The 13,889-nt window shown below is 63.6% G+C and carries 13 protein-coding genes and 1 pseudogene; 11 read left to right on the top strand and 3 right to left on the bottom strand.

Annotated features, from left to right (window positions below):
• Positions 1–565 (bottom strand): annotated as a pseudogene (locus tag APH42_RS18675) (glutamine synthetase); the annotation flags it as partial.
• Positions 566–770: 205 nt separating this feature from the next.
• Here APH42_RS18675 and APH42_RS18670 point away from each other — a divergent pair.
• From APH42_RS18670 to APH42_RS18650, 5 genes are all read left to right on the top strand, one after another.
• Positions 771–1,643, top strand: a complete 873-nt coding sequence (locus APH42_RS18670) for a LysR family transcriptional regulator (RefSeq protein WP_012274831.1) — start codon at positions 771–773, stop codon at positions 1,641–1,643.
• 240 nt (positions 1,644–1,883) lie between these two features.
• Positions 1,884–2,147 carry a DNA-directed RNA polymerase subunit omega gene (rpoZ, locus tag APH42_RS18665; RefSeq protein WP_003253383.1) on the top strand — a complete coding sequence of 88 codons (264 nt, stop codon included), beginning with the start codon at positions 1,884–1,886 and terminating at the stop codon, positions 2,145–2,147.
• 59 nt (positions 2,148–2,206) lie between these two features.
• Positions 2,207–4,315: a bifunctional GTP diphosphokinase/guanosine-3',5'-bis pyrophosphate 3'-pyrophosphohydrolase gene (spoT, locus tag APH42_RS18660; protein ID WP_019471052.1), complete on the top strand. Its 2,109-nt coding sequence runs from the start codon at positions 2,207–2,209 to the stop codon at positions 4,313–4,315.
• A gap of 23 nt (positions 4,316–4,338) precedes the next feature.
• Complete coding sequence (locus tag APH42_RS18655; RefSeq protein WP_012274833.1) at positions 4,339–4,719, top strand: RidA family protein; 381 nt, start codon at positions 4,339–4,341, stop codon at positions 4,717–4,719.
• A 59-nt stretch (positions 4,720–4,778) separates the two neighbouring features.
• Positions 4,779–5,510: a hypothetical protein gene (locus tag APH42_RS18650; protein ID WP_041166619.1), complete on the top strand. Its 732-nt coding sequence runs from the start codon at positions 4,779–4,781 to the stop codon at positions 5,508–5,510.
• Positions 5,511–5,651: 141 nt separating this feature from the next.
• Here APH42_RS18650 and APH42_RS18645 read toward each other — a convergent pair whose 3' ends face one another.
• The gene (locus tag APH42_RS18645; RefSeq protein ID WP_012274835.1) at positions 5,652–6,521 is read right to left on the bottom strand and encodes an SDR family oxidoreductase; all 870 of its coding nucleotides are present in this window, start codon (positions 6,519–6,521) and stop codon (positions 5,652–5,654) included.
• 190 nt (positions 6,522–6,711) lie between these two features.
• Between APH42_RS18645 and exbB the strand changes: the two genes are divergently transcribed.
• The 6 genes from exbB to APH42_RS18615 all read left to right on the top strand — a co-directional run bounded on the left by exbB (position 6,712) and on the right by APH42_RS18615 (position 13,437).
• Entirely contained in the window at positions 6,712–7,692 is a 981-nt protein-coding gene (exbB, locus tag APH42_RS18640) for a tonB-system energizer ExbB (protein ID WP_012274836.1), read from the top strand.
• 3 nt (positions 7,693–7,695) lie between these two features.
• Positions 7,696–8,124 carry a TonB system transport protein ExbD gene (gene exbD, locus APH42_RS18635; RefSeq protein WP_012274837.1) on the top strand — a complete coding sequence of 143 codons (429 nt, stop codon included), beginning with the start codon at positions 7,696–7,698 and terminating at the stop codon, positions 8,122–8,124.
• A complete protein-coding gene (locus APH42_RS18630) occupies positions 8,121–8,852 on the top strand; it encodes an energy transducer TonB (RefSeq protein ID WP_012274838.1) in 732 nt (243 codons plus the stop codon). The genes exbD and APH42_RS18630 overlap by 4 nt, the downstream gene beginning before the upstream one ends.
• A gap of 94 nt (positions 8,853–8,946) precedes the next feature.
• Entirely contained in the window at positions 8,947–9,873 is a 927-nt protein-coding gene (locus APH42_RS18625) for a hydrogen peroxide-inducible genes activator (protein WP_012274839.1), read from the top strand.
• Positions 9,874–9,876: 3 nt separating this feature from the next.
• On the top strand, positions 9,877–11,955 hold the full coding sequence (gene recG / locus APH42_RS18620) for an ATP-dependent DNA helicase RecG (protein WP_012274840.1): 2,079 nt from the start codon (positions 9,877–9,879) through the stop codon (positions 11,953–11,955).
• A 78-nt stretch (positions 11,956–12,033) separates the two neighbouring features.
• A complete protein-coding gene (locus APH42_RS18615) occupies positions 12,034–13,437 on the top strand; it encodes an aminoacyl-tRNA deacylase and HDOD domain-containing protein (RefSeq protein WP_012274841.1) in 1,404 nt (467 codons plus the stop codon).
• A 33-nt stretch (positions 13,438–13,470) separates the two neighbouring features.
• On the opposite strand, the gene APH42_RS18610 is transcribed toward APH42_RS18615, so the two are convergent.
• Positions 13,471–13,845 carry an SCP2 sterol-binding domain-containing protein gene (locus APH42_RS18610; protein WP_012274842.1) on the bottom strand — a complete coding sequence of 125 codons (375 nt, stop codon included), beginning with the start codon at positions 13,843–13,845 and terminating at the stop codon, positions 13,471–13,473.
• Positions 13,846–13,889: the final 44 nt, after the last annotated feature.

The following is a 13,889-nucleotide window of genomic DNA, read 5'->3' as shown; positions in this document are numbered from 1 at the left end:
CGTATTCGTCGAGGTCGTCGATCAGGTACACCTGGGTTGACTGCGGGCGCTTGCCGGAAATCGGTGAGCGCGGCGGCTGTGGACGACCGTTGAGGTTGTCCTGGTCGATCAGGTAGAACTCCAGCTCGAACGCCGCGCAGATATCCAGGCCCAGGTCGTCGAACTTGCTCACCACCTGGCGCAGCACTTCACGCGGGTCGGCGAAGAACGGCTGGCCATCCAGTTCGTGCATGGTCATCAGCAACTGCGCGGTGGGGCGCTTCTGCCAGGGCTCGTCCGACAGCGTGCCGGGGATCGGGAAGCAGATGCGGTCGGCATCGCCGATGTCCAGGCCAAGGCCGGTGCTCTCGACCGTGGAGCCGTTGATGTCCAGGGCGAACAGCGAAGCCGGCAGGTTGATGCCCTTCTCGTACACCTTGTGCAGGCTGGCCCGCTCGATGCGCTTGCCACGTACCACGCCATTCATGTCGGAGATCAGCAGGTCTACATACTGCGTGTCCGGATGGGCCTGGAGGAAGTCATTCATCTCGCTGGAAGAACTGGCGCACGGGGTTACCGACGTCATGGTGTACATCCTTTGATGTGCTGCGGCGATGTGGGGATACGGCTGGCGCCTCACGGGCGACGATGGTTGCAGCTGTTGTTCTTTTCACTTTCCCATCGTGGGGATTGGTTACCCGACCGGGCGCATTGATTCCGGGGGGCCGTTTCACTATAAAATGGCTCCGACGCAACAGACATTGGCAATTCGGCAAGCAGAGCGTGCACCAATGCAATATCAGATTACCCACGCCGACCTCTCTCTGGTCCTGGCACTGGAACGTGGCCGCTCGCTGGCCAAAGCCGCCGAGCTACTCAAAGTCGACGTTTCGACGGTGTTCCGCTCGATCCGCCGGCTGGAGTCGGCGCTGGGCACAGCCTTGTTCGTCAAGAGCCGCAAGGGCTACTTGCCGACCGACACCGCCCAGGCCCTGGCCGAGCAGGCCGAGCGCGCCGAGCAGGCGCTGGAGGCGGCGCGCATTGCCATGACCAGTGGCGAGCAAGTGGTCAGCGGCACGGTGCGCGTGACCTGTACCGAGGCGGTGATGCACAGCCTGCTGCTGCCGGCACTGGCCGAGTTCATGCCCAACTACCCGGCCTTGTCGCTGGAGATGGGCACCTCCAACACCTTCGCCAACCTCAGCCGGCGCGACGCCGACATCGCCTTGCGCCTGACCAACACGCCACCAGAGCACCTGGTGGGCCGCAACCTGGGCTCTACTTCTTATGTCGTCTGCGGCCAGCCGCAGTGGCGCGAACGCCTGACCGAGTCGCCCGGCAGCGTGCCGTGGATCGCCCCTGACGACTCGATGCAGGACCACCCCACGGTGGTCTGGCGCAACCAGCAGCACCCAGGGCTGAGCCCACGCTACCAGTGCAGCAGCATGTCGACCATCGCCCAGTTGGTCACCGCAGGCCTGGGCGTGGCGGCATTGCCGGACTACATGGTGCACGCGCTGCCTGGGGTGGATGCACTGAGCGGCCCGCTGCCCGGCTGCGACACCCAGCTGTGGCTGCTGACCCGGCCGGATTGCCGTGCATTGCGCTCGGTTCAGACCCTGTTCGAGGAACTGACCCCGCGGTTGCGTGACGCGATGCTCTGAGGTTATCGTCAGGCTCAAGTATCGCGGCTGTCTGTTCCGGCTCTTTCGCGGGCCAACCCACTTCCACGGGGCAGGCGATGCCTGAGCGAGCGGGTTGGCCACAAAGAAGCAAACACAGGGCTTCTAGGTGACCGCCCGGCAAAACAGCGCTTCCCTATTGGCTGGTGAATTTTTATACTATCGAGTCCGCCTGCCCATTATTGGGCTGCACGCCCACCGCAATTGCTACTGAGGAAGACCATGGCCCGCGTAACTGTTGAAGACTGCCTGGAACACGTGGATAACCGCTTCGAGCTGGTCATGCTCTCGACCAAGCGCGCTCGCCAGCTGGCGACCGGCGGCAAAGAGCCACGCGTTGCGTGGGAAAACGACAAGCCGACCGTTGTTGCCCTGCGCGAAATCGCCGAAGGCATCGTCACCAACGAATTCATCGCCGCTGAAGAGATCGTCACCGAGGATCCGGTGTTCGCCGCGTTCGAGGACGAGAACAACGAGGCTGTCTGATTGATGCCAGGTCGACGTCGCACGGCGCAAGGCCCTCTTCCTCGGCAGGAGGTGAACCCATGCCGGGTATAGAAGCCTTGGCCGAACGGCTGTCGACCTATCTTGGCCCCGAACAGGTCAACCTGGTCCGGCGCGCCTATTTCTATGCCGAACAGGCCCACGATGGGCAGCGCCGCCGCAGTGGCGAGCCCTACGTGACGCATCCGCTGGCCGTGGCCAGCATCCTCGCCGACATGCACATGGACCATCAGAGCCTGATGGCGGCCATGCTGCACGATGTGATCGAAGACACCGGCATCGCCAAGGAAGCCCTCAGCCAGCAGTTTGGCGAGACCGTGGCCGAGCTGGTCGATGGGGTCAGCAAGCTGACCCAGATGAACTTCGAGACCAAGGCCGAGGCGCAGGCCGAGAACTTCCAGAAGATGGCCATGGCCATGGCTCGCGATATCCGCGTGATCCTGGTCAAGCTGGCCGACCGCCTGCATAACATGCGCACCCTGGAAGTGCTGTCCGGCGAAAAGCGTCGGCGCATCGCCAAGGAAACCCTCGAAATCTACGCCCCCATCGCCAATCGCCTGGGGATGCACACCGTGCGCGTGGAGTTCGAAGACCTCGGTTTCAAGGCCATGCACCCGATGCGCTCGTCGCTGATTCACCGAGCGGTGAAAAGCGCACGCGGCAACCGTAAAGAGATCGTCGCCAAGATCGAGCACTCGCTGGCCAACTGCCTGGCCGCCGATGGTATCGAGGGCGAGGTCAGCGGCCGGCAGAAACACCTCTATGGCATCTACAAGAAGATGCGCGGCAAGCGCCGTGCCTTCAACGAGATCATGGACGTGTATGCCTTCCGCATCATCGTCGACAAGGTCGATACCTGCTACCGCGTGCTTGGCGCCGTGCACAACTTGTACAAGCCGCTGCCCGGTCGCTTCAAGGATTACATCGCGATCCCCAAGGCCAACGGCTACCAGTCGTTGCACACCACGCTGTTCGGCATGCACGGCGTGCCCATCGAAATCCAGATCCGCACCCGCGAGATGGAAGAGATGGCCAACAATGGCATCGCCGCGCACTGGCTGTACAAGTCCAACGACGACGAACAGCCCAAGGGCAGCCACGCCCGCGCGCGTCAGTGGGTCAAAGGCATCCTCGAGCTGCAGCAACGTGCCGGCAACTCGCTGGAATTCATCGAGAGCGTGAAGATCGACCTGTTCCCGGACGAGGTCTACGTGTTCACGCCCAAGGGCCGCATCATGGAGCTGCCCAAAGGCTCCACGGCCGTCGACTTCGCCTACGCGGTGCACACCGACGTCGGCAACAGCTGCATCGCCTGCCGCATCAACCGTCGCCTGGCGCCGCTGTCCGAACCGCTGCAAAGCGGCTCGACAGTGGAAATCGTCAGTGCCCCGGGCGCCCGACCGAACCCGGCCTGGCTCAACTTCGTGGTCACCGGCAAGGCGCGCACGCACATCCGCCACGCGCTCAAGCAGCAGCGCCGCTCCGAGTCCATCAGCCTGGGCGAGCGCCTGCTGAACAAGGTCCTCACCGGCTTCGACAGCAGCCTGGAAAAAATCCCCCAGGAGCGCATTCAAGCGATTCTGGCCGAGTACCGCCTGGAGCTGATCGAAGACCTGCTCGAGGACATCGGCCTGGGCAACCGCATGGCCTACGTGGTCGCCCGTCGCCTGCTGTCGGCCGAAGGCGAACAGCTGCCGGCGCCGGAAGGCCCGCTGGCGATCCGCGGTACCGAAGGCCTGGTGCTGAGCTACGCCAAGTGCTGCACACCGATCCCAGGTGACCCGATCGTCGGCCACCTGTCGGCAGGCAAGGGCATGGTCGTGCACCTGGAAAACTGCCGCAACATCAGTGAAATCCGCCATAACCCGGAAAAGTGCGTACAGCTCTCCTGGGCCAAGGACATCACCGGCGAGTTCAATGTCGAACTGCGTGTCGAACTGGAACACCAGCGCGGCCTGATCGCCCTGCTGGCCAGCAGTGTCAACGCCGCCGACGGCAACATCGAGAAAATCAGCATGGACGAACGCGACGGCCGTATCAGCGTGGTCCAACTGGTGGTCAGCGTGCACGACCGCGTGCACCTGGCGCGTGTGATCAAGAAGCTGCGTACCCTGACCGGTGTGGTCCGCATCACCCGCATGCGTACGTAGTCCGCCAACCGCAAGGAGTCATCATGAGCAAGACCGTCATCACCAGCGACAAGGCCCCAGCCGCCATCGGTACCTACTCGCAAGCGATCAAGGCCGGCAACACCGTGTACATGTCGGGCCAGATCCCGCTGGACCCGAAGACCATGGAACTGGTCGAAGGCTTCGAAGCCCAGACCGTGCAAGTGTTCGAGAACCTCAAGGCCGTGGCTGAAGCCGCTGGTGGTTCGTTCAAGGACATCGTCAAGCTGAACATCTTCCTCACCGACCTGAGCCACTTCGCCAAGGTCAACGAGGTGATGGGCCGCTACTTCGAACAGCCCTACCCAGCCCGCGCCGCCATCGGCGTAGCCGCGCTGCCGAAAGGCTCCCAGGTCGAAATGGACGCCATCCTGGTCATCGAATGATGCCCCTGGTGACGGGCGCCCTGCCCGTCACCCTCTCTCCTCTGCAAGGTCAACCCGTCATGCGTCAAGCACTGCCCCTCGCGCTGGCAGCCCTGCTACTGGGCGGCTGCGCCAGCCACAAACCCGAAGATTTCAACGGCACCTGGATCAACCAGGACGCCATCACTGCGGCGGTCAAAGGCGGCAGCCTGCGCCAAGCACTGAACGAGCACGGCCCGGTATTCGAGTGGAAACTCGACGTTGCCAGCCAGCAAGCCAGCTACAGCAATGGTTTCGAGGCCGCTGACGGCCAGTTGAGCGCCAATGACAAGCAATGGCAGGCCAGCTTCGAGGGCGGCCAGACCGAGCAGTTGTCGCTTGATGGTGACGCGTTGCTGGCTGTCGACCAGCGCGGCGCCAAGCAGACCTTCGTGCGTGCCAAGGCGCCAGCTGCAGCCAATGCGCCACTGGGCAGCAGCTTCGAAAAGGCGCTGTACCAGGCTTACCTGGGCGGCGACTGGAAGATCGTCGAAGGCCAGGGCAAAGGTGCCAATGTACGTTTCAGCGACACCGGTAGCGTCACCGGCCTGCCCGGTCCGGACCGCTTCGCCCTGTGCCTGGCGGGCGATTGCGCAACCATGGGCGGCAGCAATGACAGCCTGTGGCTGGAGCGCAACCAGCGTGGTGCACCGTTCATCATCAAGCGTGATGGCGACAAGCTGGAGATTTTCCAGGCGGTTAACCGTGCTCAGCCGGACGACATGCCGGAACTGGCAGCAGGCAAGCGTCAGTGGGTGCTGGAGCGCAGCTGAAATCGAGCGCGGTTCCTGTAGGCGCGGCCTTGTGTCGCGATAGGGCTGCGAAGCAGCCCCCGCATTCTATGCGGCGACGCTGAAATCCTGGGGCCGCTGCGCGCCCCATCGCGACACAAGGCCGCTCCTACAGGGACCGCATCAGGCCTGAGACTGATTTTTTCCTTGAAGGATCGCGGCATAGCCTTCCTTGTAACTTGGGTACACCGGCGCCCAGCCCAACGCGCGCGCCCGGGCATTGCTGCAGCGCTTGCTGCCGGTGCGCCGTACCCGCTGCTCATCGGACCACTCGGTAACGCCCATGTACGCCCGCAGCCAGGCCACCACATCGGCCAGCGGCGCAGGGTCGTCGTCGACACCGATGTAGCATTCGTCCAGCGCCATGCCATCGGCATCAGCCTGCAGCAGAAACGCCAGCAGGCTGGCAGCATCCTCGGCATGAATGCGGTTGCCATACAGCGGCGGCTCCTCGGCCACACGGTAGCCCTGGCGAACCTGGCTCAACAGCCACTCGCGGCCTGGGCCATAGATACCGGTCAGGCGCACCACGCTCGCCGGGATGCCACTGGCCCGCGCCAGCTGTTCCGCCTCCAGCATCACCCGCCCGGAATAGCCCTCCGGTTCGGTGGCCGCGCCTTCCTCGATCCACTCGCCATCCTTCTGCGCATACACGCTGCTGCTGGAGACGAACAGCAGCCGACGCGGGCGCTGGCCACGCTCGACCAGCCAGGCCAACACATGACGCAAGCCATCAACATAGGCCGCCTGGTAACCCGCCTCGTCGTGCTGGCTGGCCGCCACGCAGTAAACCAGGTAGTCCAGTGGGCCTTGTGGCCAGGCTTGCGGGATCGAAGGCTCGGCCAGGTCCGCGGCGACTGGTTGAACGCCCGCTGGCAGCTGCTCGACCGAACGGCGCAGGCCACTCACCTGCCAACCTTTAGCCAGCATCTGCAGGGCAAGACGCCCACCCACATCACCACAACCCACCACCATCACGGAAAGGTCTGACATCTTTAAACTCCCTAGACCAATTGATCATCCCGGCCACGCTACACGATGGGCGGCTAGACCATAGGCGAAAAAAGCAACAAGATTACTTTTGTTAACAAGAATTACTTGCAATAATGGCGGCCAATTTGTTCTCGGCCTACCTCGAGGCCTTGGAGAACGCTCACTTTTTTCTTCATCAGGTCCGGCCAGCATGACACGTACTCAACCTTCCGCTTCGCCAACCCCGTCGCGCGCCTGGCGCGCCATCGCCGCGCTGACGCTCAGCCTGGTGCTGGCCCCGGTGGCCATGGCCGATGAGCCAACTGCCAATGCCGCCACGCCTGCCGCTGCCTCTGCTCCGGCCGCTCCGGCAGCACCTGCCGTGGAAGGCCAGGCACCTGCAGGCCAAGCGCAAGCTGCCGCCCCGGCAGATTCGCAGGTACTGGTCGACCCCGCCACCGATACACTGGTTGAAGACACCTCGCTGGGCATGGCGCACGACCTGTCCCCTTGGGGCATGTACAAGAACGCCGACATCGTGGTGAAGATCGTCATGATCGGCCTGGCCATCGCCTCCATCATCACCTGGACCATCTGGATCGCCAAAGGCTTCGAGCTGATGGGCGCCAAACGTCGCCTGCGGGGTGAAATTGCCCAGCTGAAGAAATCCACCACCCTTAAAGAAGCCAGCGAAGTCTCCAACAAGGAAGGCACCCTGGCCCACACGCTGGTCCACGATGCCCTCGAAGAAATGCGTCTGTCGGCCAACGCCCGTGAAAAAGAGGGTATCAAGGAACGCGTCAGCTTCCGCCTGGAGCGCTTGGTGCATGCCAGCGGCCGCACCATGAGCAGCGGCACCGGCGTCCTGGCCACCATCGGCTCCACCGCGCCGTTCGTCGGTCTGTTCGGTACCGTATGGGGCATCATGAACAGCTTCATCGGCATCGCCAAGACCCAGACCACCAACCTGGCCGTGGTTGCCCCAGGTATCGCCGAAGCCCTGCTGGCCACCGCCCTGGGTCTGGTCGCGGCAATCCCGGCTGTGGTCATCTACAACGTCTTCGCCCGTTCCATTGCCGGCTACAAGGCCCAGGTGTCCGACGCCTCCGCACAGGTACTGCTGCTGGTCAGCCGTGACCTGGACCACCAGGGCAGCGAGCGCGCTGCCCCGCACATGGTGAAAGTGGGGTAAACCATGGGCCTGCATCTCAACGAAGGTGGCGACGACCTCGCCGAAAACCACGAAATCAACGTTACGCCGTTCATCGACGTAATGCTGGTGCTGCTGATCATCTTCATGGTCGCAGCCCCCTTGGCCACGGTCGACATCAAGGTCGACCTGCCGGCCTCGACCGCCAAACCGGCGCCGAGGCCCGAGAAGCCGGTGTTCGTCAGCGTCAAGGCCGACCAGAAGCTGTACGTCGGCGACGATCAGGTTGCTGCGCCCGAACAGCTTGGCCCGATGCTCGACGCCAAGACCAAGGGTGACAAGGAAACCACCATCTTCTTCCAGGCCGACAAAGGCGTGGATTACGGTGACCTGATGGAAGTGATGAACAACATGCGCGCGGCCGGCTACCTCAAGGTCGGTCTGGTAGGTCTCGAGACGGCAGCCAAGAAATGACGAAAACGCGCTCGAACATGGCGCGCTACGGTGGCAGCCTGGCGATCGTGCTGGGCGTGCACGTGGTCGCCGTGCTGCTGACGCTCAACTGGTCGGTGCCCCAGGCCATCGAACTGCCCCCGGCAGCGATGATGGTCGAACTGGCACCGCTACCGGAGCCTGCGCCACCACCACCACCGAAAGCGGCTCCACAGCCACCGGCACCGGTCGAAGAACTGCCATTGCCGAAGCTGGTGGAAGCGCCCAAGCCCAAGATCGCCGTCCACAAGCCGCCCAAGCCGAAGGCCAAGCCACAGCCGCCCAAGCCCGAGAAAAAGCCTGAGCCGCCGAAGGAAGCGCCGCCAACCGAGCAAACGGTAGACGCACCGCCCAGCAACACGCCACCGCAGAAGTCCGCGGCACCGGCACCGAGCATTGCGTCCAACAGCAACGCCCTGCCCACCTGGCAGAGCGACCTGCTGCGCCACCTGGCCAAATACAAGCGTTACCCGGAAGACGCGCGCCGTCGCGGCCTGCAAGGCATCAACCGCCTGCGCTTCGTGGTCGACGCCGAAGGCAAGGTGGTGTCGTACTCCATGGCCGGTGGTTCGGGCAGCGCCGCACTGGACCGGGCGACCCTGGAAATGATCCGTCGGGCCGGCACGGTACCCAAGCCGCCACCCGAGTTGCTGAACAATGGCACGATCGAAGTCGTGGCACCGTTCGTCTACTCACTGGACCGCCGCTGAGACTTTTGTTTCTGTCACAAATCGGCAAGTCTGATAACGTGCGTCTATCGATTGCAGCCGCTATGCTGGGCCCGCAACTTCATGGACGCACGTTATGACCCTCACAGAATTACGCTACATCGTCACACTCGCCCAGGAACAGCACTTCGGCCACGCCGCCGAGCGCTGCCACGTGAGCCAGCCGACCCTGTCGGTCGGTGTGAAGAAGCTCGAGGATGAGCTTGGCGTTCTGATCTTCGAGCGCAGCAAAAGCGCGGTACGCCTGACCCCGGTCGGTGAAAGCATCGTTGCCCAGGCGCAGAAGGTACTGGAGCAGGCCCAAGGCATTCGCGAACTGGCGCAGGCCGGCAAGAACCAGCTGACCGCCCCGCTCAAGGTCGGTGCCATCTACACCGTCGGCCCCTACCTGTTCCCGCATCTGATCCCGCAACTGCACCGCGTGGCGCCGCAGATGCCGCTGTACATCGAAGAAAACTTCACCCACGTACTGCGCGAAAAGCTGCGCAACGGCGAACTGGACGCGGTGATCATCGCCCTGCCGTTCAACGAAGCCGACGTGCTGACCTTGCCGCTGTACGACGAACCGTTCTGCGCCTTGATGCCTGCCGACCACCCGTGGACGGCGAAGAAGACCATCGACACCGCCATGCTCAACGACAAGAGCCTGTTGCTGCTCGGTGAAGGCCACTGCTTCCGTGACCAGGTACTGGAAGCCTGCCCAACCTTGAACAAGGGGGGAGAAGGCTCCAGGCACACCACGGTCGAGTCCAGTTCGCTGGAAACCATCCGCCACATGGTGGCCTCGGGCCTTGGCGTGTCGATCCTGCCGCTGTCGGCCGTGCACAGCCATCACTACGCCCCCGGCGTCATCGAAGTGCGCCCGCTGACGGCACCGGCACCGTTCCGTACCGTGGCCATCGCCTGGCGCGCCAGCTTCCCTCGGCCCAAGGCCATCGAGATCCTCGCTGACTCGATCCGCCTGTGCTCGGTCGCAAAAAACCCTGCGGAACAGCCGGCCTGAGTCATGAGTGAGCTGTCGAAAGTCCCGGTCACGGTACTGAAAGGTGTTGGTGAGGCCATGGCGGAAAAGCTCGCCAAGGTCGGCCTGGAAAACCTGCAAGACGTGCTGTTCCACCTACCCCTGCGCTACCAGGACCGCACCCGAGTGGTACCGATTGGCCAACTGCGCCCCGGCCAGGATGCGGTGATCGAGGGGGTGGTCAGTGGTAGCGACGTGACCATGGGCAAGCGCCGCAGCCTGGTGGTGCGCCTGGGTGATGGCAGCGGCGTGCTGACACTGCGCTTCTACCACTTCAGCAACGCGCAGAAGGAGGGCCTGAAGCGCGGCACTCACCTGCGCTGCTACGGCGAAGCCCGCCCCGGCGCTTCGGGCCTGGAAATCTACCACCCAGAGTACCGCGCACTGAACGGCGACGAGCCGCCGCCACCGGTCGAGCAGACCCTGACGCCGATCTACCCCTCCACCGAAGGCCTTACCCAGCAACGCCTGCGCCTGTTGTGCCAACAGAGCCTTGGCCTGCTCGGCCCACGCAGCCTGCCCGACTGGTTGCCGGACGAACTGGCGCGGGACTACCAGCTGGCGCCGCTGGACGAAGCCATTCGCTACCTGCACAACCCACCGGCCGACGCCGACCTCGACGAGCTTGCCGAAGGCCAGCACTGGGCCCAGCACCGCCTGGCCTTCGAAGAGCTGCTGACCCATCAGCTGTCGCAACAACGCCTGCGCGAAAGCCTGCGCAGCCTGCGTGCACCGGTATTGCCCAAGGCCACGCGCCTGCAGGCGCAATACCTGGCCAACCTAGGCTTCCAGCCGACCGGCGCGCAGCAGCGGGTAGCCAACGAAATTGCCTACGACCTCAGCCAGCACGCGCCAATGATGCGCCTGGTACAAGGCGATGTGGGGGCGGGCAAGACCGTGGTTGCCGCCCTGGCTGCGTTGCAGGGCCTGGAAGCGGGCTACCAGGTGGCGCTGATGGCACCCACCGAGATTCTCGCCGAACAGCACTACATCACCTTCAAACGCTGGCTCGAACCGCTTGGCATCGAAGTGGCGTGGCTGGCTGGCAAGCTCAAGGGCAAGGCCCGGGCAGCCTCGTTGGAGCAGATCGCCAACGGTGCACCCATGGTGGTCGGCACCCACGCGCTGTTCCAGGAAGAGGTCAAGTTCAAGCACCTGGCCCTGGCGATCATCGACGAACAGCACCGGTTCGGCGTACAGCAACGCCTGGCCCTGCGCAAAAAAGGCGTGGCCGGCGAGCTGTGCCCACACCAGCTGATCATGACTGCCACGCCTATTCCGCGCACCCTGGCCATGAGCGCCTATGCCGACCTGGACACCTCGGTGCTCGACGAACTGCCGCCTGGGCGTACCCCGGTGAACACGGTGCTGGTGGCCGACAGCCGCCGCTTCGAGGTGGTGGAGCGGGTTCGCGCCGCTTGCGCCGAGGGGCGCCAGGCCTATTGGGTGTGCACCCTGATCGAAGAGTCTGAAGAGCTGACCTGTCAGGCAGCCGAAAGCACTTATGAAGAACTCGGCAGCGCCTTGGGCGAACTGCGTGTGGGCCTGATTCACGGCCGCATGAAACCTGCGGAAAAAGCCGAGATCATGGCGCAGTTCAAGGCCGGTGAGTTGCAGTTGCTGGTCGCGACCACTGTCATCGAAGTCGGCGTGGACGTACCCAACGCCAGCCTGATGATCATCGAAAACCCCGAACGCCTGGGCCTTGCCCAACTGCACCAGCTGCGCGGCCGGGTTGGCCGTGGCAGCGCCGTCAGCCATTGCGTGCTGCTGTACCACCCACCGCTGTCGCAGATCGGTCGCGAGCGCTTGGGGATCATGCGCGAAACCAACGATGGCTTCATCATCGCCGAAAAGGACCTTGAGCTGCGTGGTCCGGGCGAGATGCTGGGCACCCGCCAAACCGGCCTGCTGCAGTTCAAGGTCGCCGACCTGATGCGCGACGCCGACCTGCTGCCGGCTGTGCGAGACGCCGCTCAAGCCCTGGTCGCGCGCTGGCCGGATCATGTCAGCCCGCTACTCGACCGCTGGCTGCGCCATGGCCAGCAATATGGCCAAGTGTGACGCTAGTCCCAGAATGGATCCAGATTTGCTCGCAGGCTGGTTATACTTCGCGTTTAAAAGAAACAGTGGATACGGACCATGACTGAAGTTGCCCTGGACACCGCAACCCCACACGCCCCCTCTGTCATCAGGCTGCTGCTCGACAAACTCGGCGTGGCCTACCGCGAGGTGGTCGAACACCCGCAGCTGCCTGCGGCTTCGCGGGTGCAGGCGGTGCTTCTCGACGACGAGGTCGGCGCCCTCATGGTGCTGTTCCCGCAGAGCCAACTGCTGGACCTCAACCGCCTGGCCGAGCTGACCGGGCGCAAGCTCACCGCTGTGTCGGTGCCGCGACTGAAGCAGATGCTCGACAAGCACCAGCTCAAGGCCTTGCCGGGTATCCCGGCGCTGACCAGCTCGCCGTGCCAGTACGAAAAGAGCTTGCTCGACGCCGAGACCGTCTATATCCAGTCGGGCGAAGCCGGCCTGCTGCTGGAAATCGAACGCGCGAACTTCAAGCGTATGCTGGCCAAAGCCAGCGCCAGCAACTTCGGTCAGGAAGTCGAGGCCATCAGCCCCAACCTCGACCGCCCCGATGACGACACCCGGGAAATCACCAATGCCGTCCAGGCCTTCACTGCCCGACGCATTCAGAAGCGCCTGGAAGAAACCATCGAAATCCCACCGCTGGCCGACACCGCGCAAAAAATCATCAAGCTACGGGTAGACCCCAACGCCAGTATCGATGACATCACGGGCGTGGTCGAAACAGACCCGGCGCTGGCAGCGCAAGTGGTGAGCTGGGCCGCGTCGCCCTATTACGCCTCGCCGGGCAAGATCCGCTCGGTGGAAGACGCCATTGTCCGCGTGCTGGGCTTCGACTTGGTGATCAATCTGGCCCTTGGCCTGGCACTGGGCAAAACCTTGAGCCTGCCAAAAGACCACCCACAGCAGGCAACGCCCTATTGGCAGCAGTCGATCTACACCGCTGCAATCATCGAAGGCCTGACCCGCGCCATGCCTCGGGCAGAGCGCCCCGAAGCCGGGCTCACCTACCTGGCCGGGCTGCTGCACAACTTTGGCTACTTGCTGCTGGCGCATGTGTTCCCGCCGCACTTCTCGCTGATCTGCCGCCACCTGGAGGTCAACCCGCACCTGAACCACACCTACGTGGAGCAGCACCTGCTGGGCATCAGCCGCGAGCAGATCGGGGCCTGGCTGATGAAGCTGTGGGACATGCCCGAAGAGCTGTCGACCGCCCTGCGCTTCCAGCACGACCCGGCCTATGACGGCGAGTACTCGGCGTTCCCCAACCTGGTGTGCCTGGCCACTCGCCTGCTGCGCTCACGGGGGATCGGCACTGGGCCGCAGGAAGAGATCCCTGACGAGCTACTGGAGCGTTTGGGGATTACCCGGGACAAGGCCGAGGATGTGGTGAACAAGGTGCTCGAGGCCGAGAACCTGTTGCGAGAACTGGCTTCGCAGTTCCACGCACCGCATTGAGACTTCTGGGGCCGCATCGCGGCCCCGGCAATTTCAGCCTTTCTTCTTGGGTTTCAGGTACTTCATCAGCCCCTGGAACCACATCACCAGCGCCGGATTGCCCTTGATCTGGATGTTCTTGTCCTGAATCCCCTGCATGAACGCCAACTGCTTGTTGCCCGCCTGCATCGTGGCAAAGCCATAGGCCGCGTCCTTGAAGGCAATGGCAAAGGCAGGCTGCGGATGGGCCCCGCCCTTGCTGCTGATGCGCTCGTTGTTGACGACGAAGTGCCTGGCAACCTTGCCATCCAGCGTCTGCATCTGGAACACCAGGTCCTTGCCCTTGAGCTGCTGCTGGAATGCCGGATTGTTACGGCTGGCCCTGGCCATCAGCAGCCCCATGGCCCAGAGAAGAAAGCGGAACTTCATCGACGCGCCTCGATTGAAAAGTGACTAAGTTGCGCAGTTTATCC

Origin of the sequence: Pseudomonas sp. NBRC 111140 (genome assembly GCF_001320885.1) — a bacterium.
GTDB classification, from domain to species: Bacteria; Pseudomonadota; Gammaproteobacteria; order Pseudomonadales; family Pseudomonadaceae; genus Aquipseudomonas; species Aquipseudomonas putida_P.
Note: the sequence above shows the minus strand (reverse complement) of the source record. Positions and strands in the feature narration are given on the sequence as shown.